Genomic DNA, 18,923 nt, shown 5'->3' on the forward strand with positions numbered 1-18,923 from the left:
GTCCTCCTCAACCCCATATGAATCAGTCACCACAACTCCTCGAAGACGGGGAGCGGGCCCCTCACCCTGCCGCCATGTCAGCCGCGCAGCAGCCCGCTCCGTCCCGCCGAGTGCCCCGTTGATCGCCGGGCATTCCTGGCCACTGATCGCCGGGCATCCCCTGCCACTGATCGCGGAGCGTTCCCGGCCACGCGCCCGCGCTCCTCCGCCCACCGCACCGCCGGCCTCATGGCCACCCCCGCCACCAGGAACAACCCGCCCAGTACGAGCCAGCCCGCCACGCCTCCGCCGAGCACAAGCGCGGTCAGCAGCACCGGCCCGACCATCCGCGCCACCGGGACACCGGTCCCGAAGAATCCCTGGTACTGGCCCTGCCGCCCGGCCGGGGCCAGGTCGAACGCGATCTGCCAGGCGCCCGCCGACTGCCGCATCTCGCCCCACACCAGCAGCACCGACCCCACCAGCAGCGCCACGGCTCCCCACACCGCGCCCCGGACCGCCCCCGACAGGGCGAACACCGCACACGAGGCCAGCATCAGCGCGCCACCGGACCACACCGTGCGCACCGCGCTCACCAGACCGGTGACCGCCGCCGCCGTACGCACCTGGAACAGCATCACGGCGCCCGTGTTCAGCACCAGCAGCACCGAGACCGTCCAGCCGGGGGCCGCCGTGCGCTCCGCGATCCACAGCGGCAGGGCGAGGCTGATCAGCGGCATCCGCAGCAGCATCACCATGTTGAGGAAGGTGACCAGCGCGTACGGCCGGTCCCGCAGCACCGACAGGCCGCCGCCCCGGCCGGGGGCGGGCACGGCGTCACGCACGGGCGCCGGCAGCCGCCACAGCAGCAGCCCGCACCCGGCGAAGGCCGCCGCGTCCACGCCCAGCACGGTCAGGTAGGCGGCGGGCGTCCCGGCGGCGAGGGCCACCGCGCCCAGCGCCGCCCCCACCGCCAGCCCGGCGTTGGCCGCCGACTGGAGGTGCGCCAGCGCCCCCGTCCGCGCCTCGCGCTCCACCAGCCCCGCCAGCAGCGACTGACGCGCCGCCGCGAGCCCGCACTGAGCGGTGGCGTAGGCGCAGGCGACCGGCAGGAACCAGGCGTACGACCGCACCAGTAGCAGCGCCGCCACCGACAGCGCGGTCGCCCCCGCCAGCAGCACGGCCGCGCCCCGTGCCCCCCGGCGGTCGGCGAGATGACCGAGCGGTACGCCGGCGACCGCGCCGACCGCCCAGGCGAGGGTCAGCCCGAGCCCGATCTGCGCACCCGACAGACCCACGACCCGGGAGAAGTACAGCGCGGAACAGACGTAGAAGGCACCGTCGCCCACGGAGTTGACCAACTGGGCGAGCGCGAGTCCCCGGGCGGGACCGGGGGCGGGAAGCAGACTGCTGGCAAGGGACCGCAGAGACATGGGCATCCTCGGGCAGGGGCCGGCGGGCCGGGGAGGGGGGAAGATCCGCCCTCAACCTAGACCCGCCACTGGCCCATGACATGGGCCATTCACCGGCTGCCCGAGTGGGCCACTGACGTGGTGAGGGGCGGACGCATCCGCGTCCGCCCCTCACCCCTGACCGCTCACGGCCTCATCTCGTGCCGGGTTCCGTGCCCTGCTCCTTGCCGGGCTCGGCCTGCTCCTCCTCGTTGGCGAGGCGCTCGCCCTCCGCCTGTGACGGGGTCGAACGGGCCACGTCGGGGTGCTCGTCCACACCCGGCTCCCGCTCACCCTCCGCCTGGGAGGGGGTCGGGTAGTCCCACGCATCACTCATGGCTACGCCTCCGGCGACTCGTTCCGTGCCCGGGAAGCCGGGCCGGGGCGGGACGAGTACCCCGGCGCCCCGGCCGCTACCGGCTCCGGCAGCTTCAGGAACAGGGTCATGAACGCGCTGGCCAGGTACAGCAGCGCGAAGATCCACATCACGCCCTGGACGCCCAGCGGCCCGAGGAAGAGGCCCACCAGGGCCGGGCCGAGGAAGGTGCTGGCCCCGGCGCCCAGGTTCAGCGCCGACATCGCCTGGCCCTTGTGGGCCGGGTCCAGCGACGGCATGAGCGCCGAGAGCGGCACGTAACCGGCGAGCGTCGCGCCGAACAGGCTCACCAGCACCATCGCCAGGGCGTAGTGGTCACCGGCCGACACCGTGCCGTAGTACAGCAGCAGCGTGGTCACCGCGCAGCCGACGCCACCGAACCAGGCGACGGTGCGCTGCCAGCCGATGCGGTCGCCGACGACCCCGAAGATCAGGTTGAAGAAGATGTTCGTGGCGAACATCGCGGACAGGAGCTGGAGCCACTCGCTGAGGGTGAAACCGAGCGTGTCGGTGAAGAACACCGGCAGGAAGACCAGGAACCCGAACTGCGGCGCCGTGTTGATGGCCCGCACGACCGCTCCCGTACCGATCCTCGGGTTGCGCCAGATGATGGCGAGCGAACCGATCAGGGTGGCGACCGGCCGCTCCCCGGCCGGGGCGAGCCGGCTTCTGCCGGTCGGCTCACGCACCATCAGCAGGGCGATCAGGCCACCGGCCACCACCAGCCCGAGCGACAGCCACAGCGTGCTGTACGCGCCGATCCACGGCACGGCGAAGCTCGCGACCAGCGAGCCGAGCGTCGGCAGCCCGCCGGTGAAGGCGAACCAGAACCAGCCCACCGCCGAGCCCAGCCGGCGCTTCGGCGTCACCGCCGTGACCCAGATGAGGAAGCCGTACGCGAAGAGCGGATAGCCGAATCCCCGCAGCCCATAACTCAGCAGCAGCATCCAGAAGTTGACGGTCGGTACGGCGAAGACCAGGAAGACCACCTGGAACACGCCCCAGATGCCGAGGCCGAGCATCATCACCCGGCGCGGCCCCCACAGGTCGGACAGGGCCCCGGAGAACCAGGCGGCGACGCTCGCGGTGACGCCGTAGACGCTGAACAGCAGCGCCACCCGCTCCTTGGACATGCCCTCGTCCAAGAGGTAGGGGGACAGATAACCGGACTCGACCCCATCGCCGATCATGAAGATCAGCACACCCAGAAAGCCCCAGGCGAGCGCCTTGGGAATGCCGATCCTGTCCAGCCAATGCCTTTCGGGTGTCTCTTCGGCGGAAGACGACGGGTCCAGAACGACGGCCACGAGAACCACCTTTTTCGAAAAGTCGGGGAAAGCGCGGAGAGCGGTGCGCCGAGGCGTCACGATGAAACGGCCGTGTGAGAAGGGCGTCAATGAGCGGGAGAAAAGCCACCGCGACAGAGCCCGGCCGTGGCGTGAAAACGATGAAGGAGCGGTTTCCCCGGCTGCCGTACGGCGGCCATCACCGCAGCTCACAGGCGGGAGACCGGCATGGCGCCGAGCCGGCGGCCGGGTTAAGTCGGTGTTACCTTCACGTGGAGTGTGTGATCTGCGCCGCCCTCAGCGCGAGGTGTCGACCGTCCGGACGTCCACGCCTATGTCCCGCAGCCGCCGCACCTCGGCCGCCGGTGCCGCGTCGTCGACCAGCACCAGGTCGAAGTCGGTGAGCGGCGCCAGCGCGTACAGCCCCTGGTTGGCGAACTTGGTGTGGTCGATCAGCAGCACCCGGCGCGCGGCCGACGCCATCATCGCCCGCTTGACCTGCACCGTCTCGGGCGACATGTGGTAGCAGCGGCCCCCGGTCACCGCCGTCGTCGACATGAACAGCACGTCCGCGCGGAACGACTCGACGCTCTGCGCCGTGTGCAGCCCCATGAAGGCGTCGTACGCCGGGAAGTACGTGCCGCCGAGGGCGATCAGCGAGACCCCCGGCTCCTTGGACAGCGCGGTGACGGCCGGCAGCGAGTTGGTGATCACTGTGAGCGGCGTGTGGTCGGCCATCTGCCGGGCCAGGCTCAGGCAGGTCGTCGAGTCGTCCAGCATCACGATCTGCCCCGGCGCGAGCAGCTCCGCGGCGGCCCGCGCCAACCGGTGCTTGGTCTGCGCCATCGTCGTCATGCGTTCGCTCACGCTGCCGTGGAACTGCGTGGACGGCAGGCAGCTCGCCCCGCCCCGCACCTTGCGCAGCCAGCCCTGCGCCTGCAACGCGTCCAGGTCGCGGTGGATCGTCATCACACTCACGCCGAACTCGTCGGCCAGGTCGTTCGTCCGCGCGAAGCCCTGCGCGGTCACCAGGTCGCGCAGTCTGCGCCGCCGCTCCTCCTGGGCGTCCATACGGGTCATGGCGTGACGGCTCCTTGCGCGTGGTGCGAACCTCACGTGAACTTAACACGACAGCATCGCGCCGCCGCCCGGCGAAGCGGTGCCCGGCCGCGATCTCACACGGCGGCAGCGGCCGGTCACGGGATAATTCCGGGGCTGATTGACGCTCCGCCCGGCCGCACGTTTACCTGGCGTCCGCGAGTGAAGGGGCAGGTATTCCAGTCATGTCGGTTCTCACCATCGACGTCGGCACGTCCGTCATCAAATCCGTCGTCTTCGACGACCAGGGGCGGGAAATGGCGCTTTCCCGGATCGGCACCGAGGTACTGCGCCCGCACCCCGGCTGGGCGGAGCAGGACATGGACGCGGTGTGGAACGGCGTGGTCTTCACCGTGCGCAGCGCGCTCTCCCAGCTCGGCCCCGGCCACGACCCGGTGTGGCTGGTCAGCTTCACGGCCCAGGGTGACGGCTGCTGGCTGGTCGACGCCGAGGGCCGCCCCACCGGCCCCGCCGTCCTCTGGTCCGACGGGCGCGCCGGCGACCTGCTCACCCGCTGGTCCGCCGACGGCGTCCTGGAGGAGGCCTACCGCCGCAACGGCTCCCTGACGTGCAGCGGCATGCCGAACGCGGTGATCAGTTGGCTCGCCGAACACGACCCCGTACGCCTGGAGCGCTCCCGTACGGCCCTGACGGCGGCCGGCTGGCTGTTCCTGAAGCTCACCGGGGTCACCGCCATCGACCAGTCCGACGCGTCCGCCCCCTTCCTCGACCACACCACCGGCGGCTACGACCCGGCGATCATCGACCTGTTCGGGCTCGGCCCTCACACCGGGCTGCTGCCGCGCGTCCTCGGCGAGGGCGAGCGCATCGCCGAGATCACCCACCACACCGCTGGCGAACTGGGCCTCCCGGCCGGACTGCCCGTCGTGATGGCCCCCTACGACATCGCCGCCACCGCCCGTGGCGCCGGCGTCGTCGACCCCGGCCAGGCGTGCGCCATCCTCGGCACCACCCTGTGCACCGAGATCGTCACCCGCCAGGTGGACACGAGCGGCGAGCCGTGCGGCATCAACATCGCCTACGGGAGCCGGGACCGCATCCTCCGCGCCTTCCCCACCCTGTCCGGCACCGAGGTCCTCGACTGGGCGTCCCGCCTCCTCGGTGTCGACGGGCCCGCCGCCCTCGGCGAGCTGGCGTTCGGCACCGAACCCGCCTCCGGCGGGCCGGCGTTCCTGCCGTACCTCTCGCCCGCCGGGGAACGCGCGCCCTTCCTCGACCCGCACGCCCGCGGCACGTTCTGGGGCCTGTCCCTCGACCACTCGCGCGGCCACATCGCCCGCGCCGTCTTCGAGGGCCTGTCGCTCGTCGTCCGCGACTGCCTGCGGGCGTCCGGCACCGACGTCCACGAACTGCGCCTGTGCGGCGGCGGTTCCGCCAGCGACCGGTGGTGCCGGCTGATCGCCGACGTCACCGGTGTCCCCACGGCCCGCAGCGCGGACACCGAACTCGGCGCCAAGGGAGCGTTCCTGACCGGGCTCGTCCTCAGCGGAGCCGAGAGCAGCATGCGGGACGCCGCCGCCAAGTACGTCCGCATGCGCACCGGCTGGGAGCCCGACCCCGAGCGCGGCGCCCACTACGACGGGCTCTACGAGTCGTTCCTCACCTGGCGCGGCGCCGCCCGCTCCCTCGGCTGGTCGCCCGCCACCACCACCGACGTACAGAAGGCACCGCATGTCTGACGCCCTGACGGCCGACGCCGTCCACCTCGGCCTCGACCTCGGCACCCAGAGCGCCCGCGCGGTCGCCGTGGACGGCACCGGCCGGCTGCTCGCCGCCGCGTCCCGCCCGCTCACCGGCCACCGCGACGGCGTACGCCACGAACAGGACCCCGAGCAGTGGTGGTCCGCCCTCGCCGCCGCCTGCCGCGAGGCCCTCACCGGCATCGCCCCCGAGCGCGTCCGGGGCCTGGCCGTCGACGCCACCTCCGGCACCGTCCTCCTCGCCGACGAGCACGGCAGACCCCTGACACCCGGCCTGATGTACGACGACGGGCGCGCCCGCGCGTACACCGCCCGCGTCAACAAGGCGGGCGAGGCGGTGTGGCGGGACCTCGGCTACCGCACCATGCAGCCGTCCTGGGCGCTGCCCAAGCTGTTGTGGCTGCTGGACAACACCGACTTCCCGGACGCCCGGCTGCTGCACCAGGCCGACCTGGTCACCTGGCGGCTCGCCGGACAGCAGGTGGCGAGCGACGCCAGCCACGCCCTCAAGACCGGCTACCACCTGACCGACGAGCGCTGGCCGGACGACGAACTGGCACGGCTCGGCGTCCCGGCCGGGCTGCTGCCGGACGTCGTCCGGCCCGGCTCGGTCATCGGCACCGTGTGCGCCGACGCCGCCATGGCGACCGGGATTCCCGCCGGCACGCCGATCGTCGCGGGCATGACCGACGGGTGCGCGGCGCAGATCGGCGCCGGAGCGCTCACCCCCGGCGCCTGGAACTCCGTACTCGGCACCACCCTCGTCCTCAAGGGCGCGAGCGCCCACCTCGTACGCGACCCCGGGGGAGTGGTCTACTGCCACCGCGGCCCCGGCGGCACCTGGCTGCCCGGCGGCGCCTCCAGCAGCGGTGCCGGGGCGATCGCCCGCCGCTTCCCGGACGCCGACCCCGACGCGCTGACCCGGCGGGCCGCCGCCACCGGCTCCACCGCCGTCGCCTACCCGCTCACGGGCGCGGGCGGCGAACGCTTCCCGTTCCGCGCGCCCGACGCCACGCCGTTCGTCCTCGGTGACGTCGCCGGCGACGCCGAGGAGTTCCACGCCCTGCTCCTCGGCGTGGCCTGCGTCGAACGCCTCTGCTTCGACTACCTCGACCACATCGGCGCCCCCGTCGGCGGCCCGCTCACCCTCACCGGTGGTGGCGCCCGCAACACCTACTGGTCGCAGTTGCGCGCCGACGTCCTGGGCCGGACGGTCACCCTCCCCGAACACGCCGAGAGCGCCACCGGCATGGCGGTCCTCGCCGCGACCGCGAGGGGCGCCACGCTGGAGGAGGCGGCGGCCGCCATGGTGCGGGTACGGGAGGAACTTTCCCCCGACCCCGCGCGCACGGCCCGGCTGACTCCCCTGTACCTCGACTTCGTCGACGAACTCACCCGACGCGGCTGGCTGGACCGGGCCGTGGCGGCGCACGCCCGCAGAAAGGCCGAGCAGTGACCGACTTCATCCTCGTACGCCACGGTGAGACCGCATGGCACGCGGAGAACCGCTACGCGGGCCGCACCGACGTGCCGCTCACGGAGCTCGGCCACAAACAGGCCGCCACGCTCGCCGCCTGGGCCACCGGACAGCGACTCGACGCCGTGCTCTGCTCGCCCCTGTCCCGCGCCCGCCTCACCGCCGAACCCGCCGCGACCGCGCTCGGCCTGACCCCCCGGGTCGACGAGCGGCTGTACGAAGTGGACTTCGGGCGTGGCGACGGGCTGACCCGCGACGAGATGGCCGAGGAGTTCCCCGACGCGCTCGCCGCCTTCCTGGACGACCCGGTCACCCACTACCTGCCCGGCGGCGAGGACCCGGTGGCGGCGGCCGGCCGGGCGATCGACTGCCTGGAGGAGGTGGCGCGGGAACTCCCCGACGGCCGCGTCCTCATCGTCGCCCACTCCACCCTCGTACGCCTGGTCCTGTGCGAACTCCTCGGCATCCCGCTCGCCCGCTACCGCCAGGTCTTCCCCGCCCTGGAGAACGGCGCCCTGACCGAACTGCGGCTGCTGCCCGGCCGGCGGGCCTCCCTGCTGCGGCTCAACGCCCCCGCGACCACCCACTGACCCCTCTGGAGCATCACCGTGACCACCACCGTCCTCGCCGCCGGCGACCACTTCGTCCTGCCCGGGCTGCTCGAACGGGAACTGCGCGCCGCCGCACCGTCCGGCGCCGACCTGGACGTACGCGACATCCAACTGCCCTGGCCGCACACCCCGTTCGGCCCGGTCGCGGAGGTCGACGAGGCGTCCGGCGGCGAGGACGAGCTGATCGAGGCACTGCGCGGCGTACGGATCTGCCTCACCCAGATGGCCCCCCTCACCGAGCGGATCCTCAAGGCGTGCCCCGACCTGGAGCTGTTCTGCGTCAGCCGGGGCGGCCCCGTCAACGCCAACCTGGCGGCCGCCACCCGCCACGGCGTCGCCGTCTGCTACGCCCCCGGCCGCAACGCCGTCGCCACCGCCGAGCACACCCTCGCCCTGATCCTGGCCGCCGCCCGGGGGATCGGCGACGTCCACACCGACCTCAAGCACGCCGTCTGGCGCGGTGACTACTACGACTACGACAACTGCGGCATCGAGATCGACGGCTCGGTCGTCGGCCTGGTCGGCTTCGGCGCGATCGGCTCACGCGTGGCGCGCGTCCTGGCCGCCATGGGCGCCACGGTCCTCGTCCACGACCCGTACGTGAAGCCCGAGGCGGTGGCGGGCGTCGCCGAACTGGTCCCGCTGGACGAGCTGCTGAGCCGCTCCCGGATCGTCTCGCTGCACGCGCGCGTGACGGAGGAGACCAAGGGCATGATCGGGGCCGCGCAGATCGCGTCGATGCCGGTCGGTTCGGTGCTCGTCAACTGCGCGCGCGGCGCGCTGGTCGACTACGAGGCCGTGTGCGACGCCCTGGATTCGGGCCGGCTCGCGGGCGCCGGTTTCGACGTCTTCCCCGCCGAGCCGGTGCCGGCCGGGGCCCGGCTCCTGTCCACGCCGGGTGTCGTCCTCACCCCGCACATCGCGGGCGCCAGCCGGGAAGTGGCCCACAAGGCGGCCCGGATCGTGGCGGGCGAGGCCGCCCGTTTCCTGCGCGGCGAGCCACTCGCCCACTGCGCCAACCCCGAGGTCCTCGGCCGCTGAACGGCAGGGATTGCCCTAACGCCCGGGGTGCGGCCGGGACAGGTAGCGCTGGCCGGCGGCCTTGAGCCGGTCGGGCAGCACCTTGACGGCCGCGCCCAGGGCCTTCGACCGCACCGACCCGGCGACCACCTTGTCCCGGCCGCTCATCAAGGCGTCGAACGCGTCCTCGGCGACCTCGTCCGGAGCGTCCTTCGTCATGCGCCCGAGGCGGGTGTCCTGCATGCCCGCGCGGTGGAAGAACGCTGTCTCGGTGGCGCCCGGCATCAGCGACGTCACCGTGACCCCGGTACCCGCCAGCTCGCTGCGGAGCCCCTGGGCGAAGGACTGGAGGAACGACTTCGAGGCGCTGTACACGGTCTGGTACGGCCCCGGCGCCATCGACGCGACCGACGAGGTGATCAGCAGCCGGCCGTCGTCCTCGGCGACCATGCCGCGCAGCAGCCGGTGCGCGAGGTGCACCGTCGAGCTGATGTTGAGGTCGATGATCCTGGCGTGGTCCGCGAGGCCGACGTCGGTGAACGCCCCGCCCACGCCCACCCCCGCGTTCAGCGCGGCGGCCGCGACAGGGCGGCGCGTCGCGAGCACCGCGCCGTACAACTGCTCCACCCCGTCGTAGGTGGCCAGGTCGGCCCGCACGGCGGTGACGTCGGCGCCAAGGTCGCGAAGCCGGTCGGCGACGGCCCTGATCCCCCTGTCCTCGGCGCAGACCACCAGGTCGAACCCGTGGTCGGCGAACTGCCGGGCCAGCGCGAGACCGATCCCGCTGGAGGCACCGGTCACGACGGCCAGTGGTTTCACACCGTTCACCCTCGCCGGGTACCCACGGTGCGCCACCGTTTCACCGGATTGATCATGGGGTACCCGCCCGCCGTGTTTTCGCCTCGGAGGTGACCATGACTGAGCCGGAGCTCGGGCAAGCGTCGAACGGGACCGTGACCACCCAGGTGCCGGCACGGCTGGACAGACTGCCGTGGTCGCGCTGGCACTGGATGATCGTCGTGGGGCTGGGCACCGTCTGGATCCTGGACGGCCTCGAAGTCACCATCGTGGGCAGCATGGCCGGCCGGCTCTCCGAGGAGGGCAGCGGGCTCGCCATCAGCAGCGCCCAGGTCACCGGCGTCGCCGCCGCGCTGTACGTCGCCGGGGCGTGCTCCGGGGCGCTGTTCTTCGGCTGGCTCACGGACCGCTTCGGCCGCAAGAAGCTCTTCCTGATCACCCTGGCGGTCTACCTCGCGGCGACCGCGCTGACGGCGCTGTCCCACTCGGCCTGGTGGTTCTTCCTTTTCCGCTTCCTGACCGGCTTCGGCATCGGCGGCGAGTACGCGGCCATCAACTCCGCCATCGACGAGCTGATCCCCAGCAAGTACCGGGGCCGGGTCGACCTGATCATCAACGGCAGCTTCTGGCTGGGCGCCATGGGCGGCGCCCTGCTGTCGGTCCTCGCCCTCGACACGGACATCCTGCCCAAGGACCTCGGCTGGCGGATCTCCTTCGGCCTCGGCGTCGTCCTCGGGCTGGTCATCCTCCTCGTACGCCGCCATGTGCCCGAAAGCCCCCGCTGGATGTTCATCCACGGCCGCGAGGAGGGCGCCGAGCAGCTCGTGGCGGACGTCGAGCGGCAGGTGGAGGCGGAGACGGGCCGCCCGCTGCCCGCACCGGCCGGGGCGATCACCATCAAGCAGCGGCACAGCGTCGGATTCGTCCAGATCGCCCGTACGCTCTTCCGGGCGTACCCCCGGCGGGCGGTGCTGGGTCTGGCCCTGTTCATCGGGCAGGCCTTCCTCTACAACGCCATCACCTTCGGGTTCGGCTCGATCCTGGTGACGTTCTTCGACGTGGGCACCGGCTCGACCGGCTACTTCTTCGCGGTCATCGCGCTCGGCAACTTCCTCGGCCCCCTGCTGCTCGGCCGCCTGTTCGACACCTGGGGCCGGCGCCCGATGATCGCCGGTACGTACCTGCTGTCGGGCGCGCTGCTCTTCGTCACGGCGTGGCTGTTCTCCAACGGCTGGCTGACCGCCACGACCATGACCGTGAGCTGGTGCGTGGTCCTCTTCTTCGCGTCCGCCGGCGCCAGCTCCGCGTACCTCACGGTGAGCGAGATCTTCCCCATGGAGACCCGCGCGATGGCCATCGCGTTCTTCTACGCCGTCGGCACGGCCGCCGGCGGCATCTCCGGCCCGCTGATCTTCGCCGGGCTCACCGAGAGCGGCGTGGTCGCGGACACCGTGGTCGCCTTCTGCATCGGCGCCACGCTCATGGTGGCGGGCGGCCTGGTGGCGCTGTTCTTCGCGGTGGCGGCCGAACGCAAGTCGCTGGAGGACATCGCGACGCCGCTGTCCGCGCAGGCGGCGAGCGCCATGACGCCGGCCGGCCCGGCGAGCGCCACCGCCCGCACGGTGCCGTGAGGGGGCGGGGGAGGGGCCGACTGGATCGGACGCCACTCGATGGTTTATCGTTCATTCAGTCGGTTGTGAAGAAGTCTTCACCACCCCCACATGCTGCCCCGGCTGGTTCCCCCGTCCAGCCGGGGCTCTTCTCGTTCCCGCCCCGGCCCGCCCCGCGCTGCCCCGCTTCAGCTCCGGCAGGCCGGGCACCCGTCCCCCGGAAGACCCCGAGCCGAGCCAGGAACGAGGAACGGTGGAGCGATGACCGAGTACGAGCGTTCACGCACCATGCCGGCACTGCCCGAGCACGTCTTCGACCAGGCCGCCAACGTCGACCAGCTCGACAACTGGCTGCCCGAGGCCCTGCACGTGCACGCCGAGGAACTGCCCGCCGTCACCGTGCACGAGGACCGCACCGACGAGGACACCTCCGCGCTGCTGCGCGCCGAGAAGGACCAGATGCGCCTCGAATGGGGCACCAGGGAGCAGGGCAGCTACGCCGGCTGGCTCCAGGTCGCCGGCATCGGCAGCGGGGCCAGCGAGGTGACCGTGCACCTGTCCTTCTTCGACGAGAGCCACGACCCGGGCGAAAAGCCGGTCAACGACGCCCTCGACCGGAGCCTGGAGCGCCTGGAGGGCCAGGTGCGCATGCGCGTCGACAACGTCGCCGGCTGACCGCTCCACGCGGCCCTTGCGTGACCCGGCCCATGATCGTCACCGTTTTTGTCCCGGTTCGCGGGGCACTGGGATGGCATGGACCACTCACAAGCACCCGTGCTCGACGCGCTGGCCGCGTACCACTCCGAGAACCAGACGCCCTTCACCCCGCCCGGCCACAAACAGGGCCGCGGCGCCGACCCCCGGGTACGCGCCGTCCTCGGTGACGCCGTCTTCCGCAGCGACGTGCTCGCCACCAGCGGGCTGGACGACCGGACCTCCTCCCACGGCATCCTCGCCAAGGCACAGGAGCTGATGGCCGACGCCGTCGGGGCGGAGCACACGTTCTTCTCGACCTGCGGCAGCTCCCTGTCGGTCAAGGCCGCCATGCTCTCCGTCGCCGGACCCCACGAGAAGCTGCTGGTCGGACGCGACGCCCACAAGTCGGTGGTGTCCGGCCTCGTCCTCGCCGGGATCGTTCCCATCTGGGTCGACCCCCAGTGGGACGCCGAACGCCACCTGGCCCACCCGCCGTCCGCCGACGCCTTCCGCGCCGCCTTCGCCGAGCACCCCGACGCCCGGGGCGCCCTGGTGACCACCCCGACGCCGTACGGCACCTGCTCCGACCTGCCCGCCATCGCGGAGACGTGCCACCAGCACGGCGTCCCGCTCATCGTCGACGAGGCGTGGGGCGCCCACCTGCCGTTCCACCCCGACCTGCCGACCTGGGCGATGGACGCCGGAGCGGACGTCTGCGTCACCTCCGTGCACAAGATGGGCTCCGGGCTCGAACAGGGCTCGGTCTTCCACCTCCAGGGCGACCTGATCGAACCCGAGGTCCTGAAGAACCGCGAGGACCTGCTCGGCACCACCAGCCCGTCCGTGCTCGTGTACGCCGCCCTCGACGGCTGGCGCCGCCAGATGGTCCAGCACGGCCACGCCCTCTACGACGACGCGCTGGCCCTCGCCAAGTCGGTACGGGCACGGATCGCCGAGATCGACGGCCTGCACGTCCACGGGCGCGACGACTTCTGCGGGCCCGGCCGCGCGGCCGACCTCGACCCGCTCCAGGTCATCGTCGACATCACCGCCCTCGGCACCACCGGCTACCGGGCCGCCGACTGGATCCGCGAGCACCACCACATCAACCTGCACCTGTCCGACCACCGCCGCAGCAGCGCCCAGCTCACCCACGCCGACGACGAACGCAGCGCCCACGCCCTGCTCGACGCGCTGCGCGACGTCACCGAACACGCGGAAGAGCTGCGCCCCGCGGCGGAGGTGGAGGTCCCCGACCCGGCCGAGCTGCGGCTGGAACAGGTCATGCTGCCGCGCGACGCGTTCTTCGGGCGTGCGGAGCAGGTGCCGTGGGAGAAGGCCGTCGGCCGGATCAGCGCCGAGATGCTCACCCCGTACCCGCCCGGCATCCCGGCCGTGCTGCCCGGCGAGAAGCTCAACTCCGAGGTCCTGCACTACCTCCGCAGCGGCGTCGAGGCGGGCATGGTCGTCCCGGACGCCGCCGACACGGAGGTGAAGACGGTACGGGTGACGGTGGAGCACTGAGGCGGCGCCGCGCCGTCACAGACCGGCCGCCGCCTTCTGCCGCAGGCACGCCCAGGCGTCCTCGGAGACGCCCGCACGCAGCAGCACATCCGCCGCCGTGCAGGCCAGCGCCTCCGCCGCCGCCAGCATCACCCGCCGCCCGCGCGGGCCCGCCGCCGCCTCGGCGAACTCCGGCGTGTGGTCCGAGCCCTCCGACCCCATGATTGCCACGAAGGGGTGGATCGCCGGCACCCGCGTGCTCACGTTGCCGATGTCGGACGACCCCAGGTACACGCCCGGCACCGGCTCCGACAGCCGGATGCCCGCCCGGTCCAGGTGGTGGGCGAACAGCCCCGACAGCACGTCGTTGTCGCGGAAGTGCTCGTACCGCCCGCCCTCGACGGTCACCTCCACCCGCGTACGGGTGGCCGACGCCACGCCCCGGGCGCACGAGCGCACCTCCTCCACCAGGTCCTCCAGCGCCGCCGTCGTCGCCCCGCGCAGCCCGAACGCGCCCTCGGCGTACTCCGGGACGATGTTGGTGGCCCGCCCGCCGTCCGTGATGATGCCCTGCACGTGGGACCCGGCCGGCAGCCGCCGCTCCAGGACGCCCAGCGTGTTGAACAACTGGATCAGCGCGCCGAGCGCGTCGATGCCCTCCGTCGGGTTGCCCGTCGGATGTGCGGCCCGCCCGTGGAACGCCACCCGGACGCGCGCGCTCGCCGTCAACGGCGCCCACGCCCAGTCGTAGACGCCCGGGTGGAACATCAGCGCCGCGTCGACCCCGTCGAACAGCCCCGCCTCCACCTCCACGGCCTTGCCGCCGCCGCGTTCCTCCGCCGGAGTCCCCACCGCCAGCAGCGAACCGGGCACCTCGCCGAGCGCGCCCCGCACCGCGAGCGCCGCGCCCAGGCCGCCGGCGGCGATCAGGTTGTGGCCGCACGCGTGCCCCAGCAGCGGCAGCGCGTCGTACTCCATCAGCAGCGCCACGCACGGCCCCGCCCCGCTTCCGGCTCGGCCGGTGAACGCCGTCGGCAGGCCCGCCACCCCGCGCTCCACCTGGAACCCCTCCCGTTCGAGCTCGCCGGCCAGCAGCGCCGCCGCCTCCCGCTCCTCGAACGCCGTCTCCGGCGCGCGGTGCAGCGCGAGGCTCACGTCCCACAACCGGTCCGCGCGAGCGGCGACCTCCTCCCTGATCCGGTCGTACACGGGCTCCGGGTTCTCCGACACGTACGCCTCCTTCGTCGGCCGACGGGCACCCCGCACGTGTTCCACGCCTGCGGGGACTCAGGCCTCCACGCTCGGCCGCCGCTCGGCCCCGGCCTCGCCGGTCAGCCGGCGGCGCAGCGCCGCCAGCCGTGGGTAGCGCTCGCTGAGCTCCGCCGAGCGGCGGTCCAGCTCCTGCATGAGGCGCTCGCTCCGCTTGTCGAGGTCCAGTTCGTCGAGGATCCGGTCGATCTCCGCGAGCAGCGCGCCGTGCAGTTGCCACTGCCGGGGATGCTCCTGCACGTCCTCCAGCAGCATGTCGGCGACCCGGTCGCGAGTGGCCCGGCTGGCGGCCAGGGCGGCGGTCAGCCGCTCCTCCGCCGCCTCCGCGTTGGCGGCCACCTGAGTGGTGATCAGCCGGGCGAAGCTCTCGATGGCGTCGGCCATCTGCTCGAACAGCTCCTTGAGCCCGGCCGACACGTCCGGCGGGAACAGGGACTCCTCCGTACGGAACTTCGCCAGGTCGGTCAGGCTCCGGGTCAGCACCCGGAGCACCACCGCGCAGATCTCCAGGGTGTCCAGCCCGGTCCGCAGCACCACCCGGGACAGCAGCCCCTCCCGTACGCGCGGGTTCATCCGCAGGCTCTCCTCGGCCTGCCGCAGCGACGCGTCGACCTCCACGATGTCGTGGTCCAGCCGCCGTGCCTCGTGCAGCCGGGCGGCCGCGTGCGGGAAGGGGATGTGGCCCTCGGAGATCTCCGCGCCCATGGTGCGGAACATCCGGCCCATCCCGCGCGCCAGCCCGTCGATGGACGCCCCGGCCGACTGCGTCCACACCGGGGGCGCGAACAGCAGGTTGAACAGCAGGCCCACCCCGGCGCCGATCAGCGTCTCCAGCACCCGGTGCCAGGCCGCCGACGTGGCCTGGGAGACACCGAGGACCAGCATCGCGCTGATCGCCACCTCGGGCACGAACTCGTCCACCCGCACGAACCGGCCGATGATCAGCGAGGTGAAGATCGTCAGGCCGAGACTCCACCAGGTCAGCCCGACCAGGGCGGTGAAGCCGATGGCGATGAGGACGCCCACGACGACCGAGTTGACGCGCCGGATACCGGTGGTGAGCGTCGCGTACAGGGTCACCTGCACGACGAGCAGCGCGGTCAGCGGCGCCGTCAGCGGGGCGGGTTGCGCGGGCAGGACCATCAGGGCGACGACGAAGGAGATGACGGCTGCGGCCGTGGAACGCAGCGTCTGCGCCGCGACGGGCTCGGTGGTCCGCCGCACCAGTTTGATCACGGGTGCTGATACGTCCGGCATCCCATTCACGTGCCCGATCAGAAGCCACTCACCACACTTCAGCCCCAGGAACCCCTCGGACGCCGTTTTGCCTCACCCGTGACGTGGTACCGCCAAAGTCCGCGATCCCCTTGCCGAGGAGGCACGATGAACCCGCCCGTGAACCGGGGCACCCCGGTCGCCGTCGTCACCGGCTCCGACTCCGGCATCGGCCGCGCCACCGCCGTCCGGCTGGCCGCACAGGGCATGGACGTCGGCATCACCTGGCACACCGACGAGGACGGCGCGCACCGGACCGCCGAGGAGGTACGCGGCCACGGGCGCCGCGCCGCCGTCGCGCGGCTGGACCTGACGAAGCTGCCGGAAGCCGCCGGAGTCGTCGACGAACTGGCCCGCGAACTCGGCCGCATCGACGTCCTGGTGAACAACGCCGGCACGGGAACCGCCACGCCCTTCCTCGACATGGCGTACCAGACCGTGCGGGACGTGCTCGACGTCGACCTGATCGGACCGTTCCTGTGCTCCCAGACCGCCGCGCGCCGCATGATCGAGCAGGGCGAGGGCGGACGGATCGTCAACGTCACGTCCGTGCACGAGCACCAGCCGCGCGTCGGAGCGGCGCCCTACTGCGCGGCCAAGGGCGGACTCGGCCTGCTCACCCAGGTCATGGCGCTGGAGCTGGCCGAGTACGGCATCACCGTCAACGCCGTGGCGCCGGGCGAGATCGCCACCCCGATGACGGGCCAGGAGGACGAGGACGTACGCAAGCAGCCCCGGCCGGGCGTGCCGCTGGGGCGGCCCGGCGATGCGCGTGAGGTCGCCGCCGTCATCGCCTTCCTGGCCGGGGAGGACGCCTCGTACGTCACCGGCGCCTCGTGGGTGGTGGACGGCGGCATGCTGCGGATGGGGCCGCAGGCCGGCTCCCACCTGGAGAGCGATGCCTGGCGCCGCCCCTGAACGCGCATGCGGAGGGCCCCGCCCGGAGCTGCCGGAGCGGGGCCCTCGCCGGTCGCCGGCCGCGGCCCTAGTGGGCCCCCACCGTGTCGGCCTCCGTCTTCACGCCGCCGTCACCCACCGCGGCGCTCCCGGCGTGCACGGGCAGGTGGTAGACCGCGAAGGCACGGCCGATCACCGGCTGGGCGACATTGCGGACCCGTACCCCGTCACTGGTCATGCCGTGCTCCGTGCCATGGTGCGCGTGACCGTGTACGGCGAGGTCGGCGCCGCCCTCGTCGACCGCCTCGGCCAGCAGGTAGCTGCCCAGGAACGGATAGATCTCCAGCGGCTCGCCCGCGAGCGTGTCCGGCACGGGCGCGTAGTGCGTCAGCGCGATCCGCACCGGGCAGTTGGCCTCCCGCAGCATGTGCAGGGACTGCCGCAGCCCGTCCGCGCAGCGCCGGGTGTAGCGGATGAAGTCCTTCATCTCCGGCTCGCCGAACTCACCGCCACTGCGCCCGGCGAAACCACCGCCGAACCCCTTCGTCCCGGCGACCCCCACGTGCACGCCGTCGATGTTCAGCACCGTGCCCTCGCCCTCCAGGACGGTCACCCCCGCCCGGTCGAGCGCCGCGGTCACCTCCGCCTCCTGGTCGCTCTGGTAGTCGTGGTTGCCCAGGACGGCGACGACCGGCACCCCCAGCCCGGCCACCTCGGCGGCCACGACCTCGCCCTCCTCGGCGGTGCCGTGCCGCGTCAGGTCCCCGGCCAGCAGCAGCAGATCCGCCTGCTCGTGCAGTTGCTCGAAGGCCGGCCGCAGGGTGCCCGCGCTGCCCGGGCCCAGATGGATGTCACCGACCGCTGCTACTCGGATCACGACAGCTCCTCGGGGTGGTCGGGGGCGTCCGCGCAGACGACGACCAGGTCCTCGCGCAGCGGCAGCCCGGCCAGTTCCTCCTGAGCGATACGCAGGATCTCGGACCGGCACTCGGCGCTGGCGACGGTGCCGTACAGCATCACGCTCGTACCGCGCTGCTCGATCCTGATGCCGAGTTCGGCGATGTCCTCGCTCGCCAGCCGGTCCCGCAGATGGGCGATGCGGTACTCGGCGGTGTCGGCGGCGCTCATGGCGTTGCCTCCCGTGGTTCGCGTGGTTCGATCACGTTCAGACGCTCCAGCAGGTACAGGAACGCCTCGGGCATCGGAGAGCCTTCGTTCTCCCGGCGCAGCAGATCCCAGTCGATCTTCTCCCGCAGTGTGCGGGCGATCGGCAGCACGGCGCCGAAGTCGCAGTGGTGCTCCGAGAAGGCGGCCAGCAGACTGCCCACCAGATCGGTCGGCGACAGCACCGGCATCCGCACCGAGTCCACCGGCAGCGTGTGGGCCCGGTCCAGCAGCTCACGCGTCACCGGGTGCCGCGCCAGCTCGAAGATCAGGTCGATTTCCTCGCCGTGGGCCCTCGCCTTGATCAGCCAGTCCTCCGGCGGCACCCGGACCGGGATACCGGCGGCCTCCAGGTCCTGGGTGATCACCTCCGCGTCCTCGCGCAGGATGGCGAAGTCGGTGTCGTGCTGGAGGCTCTGCGGGACGCCGTGCGCGTACGCCGCCACACTGCCGGCCAGGGCGAACGGGTGCCCCTTGCTCTTGAGCAGCGCGGCCACCTGCTTGGTGGCCTCCAGGATGGCCTGCGTACGGTCCGGAGGAAGGCTGTTCTCGGGGCGGCCCGCGCCGCCGGCCGGTGCCCCGCCGCCCATGGGCACGCCGAGCAGCGCGCCGTCGGGCTCGCCCTCCACGGCTCTGCCCCCGGCCAGGCGCAGCCCGGACGGCCCGGACGGCCCGAACGGCTCGGCCGGCTC

Annotated in this window: 18 protein-coding genes; 8 read left to right on the top strand and 10 right to left on the bottom strand. The window is 72.6% G+C overall.

Going from position 1 to position 18,923, the window contains the following annotated elements:
* Window positions 1-77 precede the first annotated feature (77 nt).
* The 4 genes from AB0J57_RS06935 to AB0J57_RS06950 all read right to left on the bottom strand — a co-directional run bounded on the left by AB0J57_RS06935 (window position 78) and on the right by AB0J57_RS06950 (window position 4,172).
* Window positions 78-1,412: an MFS transporter gene (locus AB0J57_RS06935; RefSeq protein WP_366126951.1), complete on the bottom strand. Its 1,335-nt coding sequence runs from the start codon at window positions 1,410-1,412 to the stop codon at window positions 78-80.
* 172 nt (window positions 1,413-1,584) lie between these two features.
* Complete coding sequence (locus AB0J57_RS06940; protein ID WP_366126952.1) at window positions 1,585-1,767, bottom strand: hypothetical protein; 183 nt, start codon at window positions 1,765-1,767, stop codon at window positions 1,585-1,587.
* Window positions 1,768-1,769: 2 nt separating this feature from the next.
* Entirely contained in the window at window positions 1,770-3,113 is a 1,344-nt protein-coding gene (locus AB0J57_RS06945) for an MFS transporter (protein ID WP_366126953.1), read from the bottom strand.
* Between the two features lie 276 nt (window positions 3,114-3,389).
* Window positions 3,390-4,172, bottom strand: coding sequence for a DeoR/GlpR family DNA-binding transcription regulator (locus AB0J57_RS06950; RefSeq protein ID WP_366126954.1), 783 nt, complete (start codon window positions 4,170-4,172; stop codon window positions 3,390-3,392).
* A gap of 203 nt (window positions 4,173-4,375) precedes the next feature.
* Between AB0J57_RS06950 and AB0J57_RS06955 the strand changes: the two genes are divergently transcribed.
* The 4 genes from AB0J57_RS06955 to AB0J57_RS06970 are packed head-to-tail and all read left to right on the top strand — an operon-like array spanning window position 4,376 to window position 9,040.
* A complete protein-coding gene (locus AB0J57_RS06955; RefSeq protein WP_366126955.1) occupies window positions 4,376-5,890 on the top strand; it encodes an FGGY-family carbohydrate kinase in 1,515 nt (504 codons plus the stop codon).
* On the top strand, window positions 5,883-7,367 hold the full coding sequence (locus AB0J57_RS06960; protein ID WP_366126956.1) for an FGGY family carbohydrate kinase: 1,485 nt from the start codon (window positions 5,883-5,885) through the stop codon (window positions 7,365-7,367). The genes AB0J57_RS06955 and AB0J57_RS06960 overlap by 8 nt, the downstream gene beginning before the upstream one ends.
* Window positions 7,364-7,978, top strand: coding sequence for a histidine phosphatase family protein (locus tag AB0J57_RS06965; RefSeq protein WP_366126957.1), 615 nt, complete (start codon window positions 7,364-7,366; stop codon window positions 7,976-7,978). The genes AB0J57_RS06960 and AB0J57_RS06965 overlap by 4 nt, the downstream gene beginning before the upstream one ends.
* 18 nt (window positions 7,979-7,996) lie before the next feature.
* The gene (locus AB0J57_RS06970; RefSeq protein WP_366126958.1) at window positions 7,997-9,040 is read left to right on the top strand and encodes a 2-hydroxyacid dehydrogenase; all 1,044 of its coding nucleotides are present in this window, start codon (window positions 7,997-7,999) and stop codon (window positions 9,038-9,040) included.
* Window positions 9,041-9,055: 15 nt separating this feature from the next.
* Here the strand turns inward: AB0J57_RS06970 and AB0J57_RS06975 are convergent, their stop codons facing one another.
* Entirely contained in the window at window positions 9,056-9,838 is a 783-nt protein-coding gene (locus tag AB0J57_RS06975; protein WP_366126959.1) for an SDR family NAD(P)-dependent oxidoreductase, read from the bottom strand.
* A gap of 95 nt (window positions 9,839-9,933) precedes the next feature.
* Here AB0J57_RS06975 and AB0J57_RS06980 point away from each other — a divergent pair, with 95 nt between their 5' ends.
* From AB0J57_RS06980 to AB0J57_RS06990, 3 genes are all read left to right on the top strand, one after another.
* On the top strand, window positions 9,934-11,448 hold the full coding sequence (locus tag AB0J57_RS06980; RefSeq protein ID WP_366126960.1) for an MFS transporter: 1,515 nt from the start codon (window positions 9,934-9,936) through the stop codon (window positions 11,446-11,448).
* Window positions 11,449-11,688: 240 nt separating this feature from the next.
* Window positions 11,689-12,102, top strand: coding sequence for an SRPBCC family protein (locus AB0J57_RS06985; protein ID WP_366126961.1), 414 nt, complete (start codon window positions 11,689-11,691; stop codon window positions 12,100-12,102).
* A gap of 78 nt (window positions 12,103-12,180) precedes the next feature.
* Window positions 12,181-13,647, top strand: a complete 1,467-nt coding sequence (locus AB0J57_RS06990; RefSeq protein WP_366126962.1) for an ornithine decarboxylase — start codon at window positions 12,181-12,183, stop codon at window positions 13,645-13,647.
* 15 nt (window positions 13,648-13,662) lie between these two features.
* Here AB0J57_RS06990 and AB0J57_RS06995 read toward each other — a convergent pair whose 3' ends face one another.
* Window positions 13,663-14,856: an amidohydrolase gene (locus AB0J57_RS06995; protein WP_366126963.1), complete on the bottom strand. Its 1,194-nt coding sequence runs from the start codon at window positions 14,854-14,856 to the stop codon at window positions 13,663-13,665.
* A 57-nt stretch (window positions 14,857-14,913) separates the two neighbouring features.
* Window positions 14,914-16,152 carry an aromatic acid exporter family protein gene (locus tag AB0J57_RS07000; RefSeq protein ID WP_366126965.1) on the bottom strand — a complete coding sequence of 413 codons (1,239 nt, stop codon included), beginning with the start codon at window positions 16,150-16,152 and terminating at the stop codon, window positions 14,914-14,916.
* A gap of 126 nt (window positions 16,153-16,278) precedes the next feature.
* On the opposite strand from AB0J57_RS07000, the gene AB0J57_RS07005 reads away from it, so the two are divergent.
* Complete coding sequence (locus AB0J57_RS07005) at window positions 16,279-17,088, top strand: SDR family oxidoreductase (protein WP_366126966.1); 810 nt, start codon at window positions 16,279-16,281, stop codon at window positions 17,086-17,088.
* 67 nt (window positions 17,089-17,155) lie between these two features.
* On the opposite strand, the gene AB0J57_RS07010 is transcribed toward AB0J57_RS07005, so the two are convergent.
* Genes AB0J57_RS07010 through AB0J57_RS07020 form a run of 3 tightly spaced genes read right to left on the bottom strand, consistent with a single transcriptional unit; the run spans window position 17,156 to window position 18,821 of the window.
* Window positions 17,156-17,944 carry a metallophosphoesterase gene (locus tag AB0J57_RS07010; RefSeq protein ID WP_366126967.1) on the bottom strand — a complete coding sequence of 263 codons (789 nt, stop codon included), beginning with the start codon at window positions 17,942-17,944 and terminating at the stop codon, window positions 17,156-17,158.
* Entirely contained in the window at window positions 17,941-18,195 is a 255-nt protein-coding gene (locus AB0J57_RS07015; RefSeq protein WP_366126968.1) for a hypothetical protein, read from the bottom strand. Before AB0J57_RS07015 ends, AB0J57_RS07010 begins: the two co-directional genes overlap by 4 nt.
* Window positions 18,192-18,821: a nucleotidyltransferase family protein gene (locus tag AB0J57_RS07020; protein WP_366127169.1), complete on the bottom strand. Its 630-nt coding sequence runs from the start codon at window positions 18,819-18,821 to the stop codon at window positions 18,192-18,194. The genes AB0J57_RS07015 and AB0J57_RS07020 overlap by 4 nt, the downstream gene beginning before the upstream one ends.
* Window positions 18,822-18,923 lie beyond the last annotated feature (102 nt).

The organism is Streptomyces sp. NPDC049837 (assembly GCF_040674455.1).
Classification (GTDB): domain Bacteria; phylum Actinomycetota; class Actinomycetes; order Streptomycetales; family Streptomycetaceae; genus Streptomyces.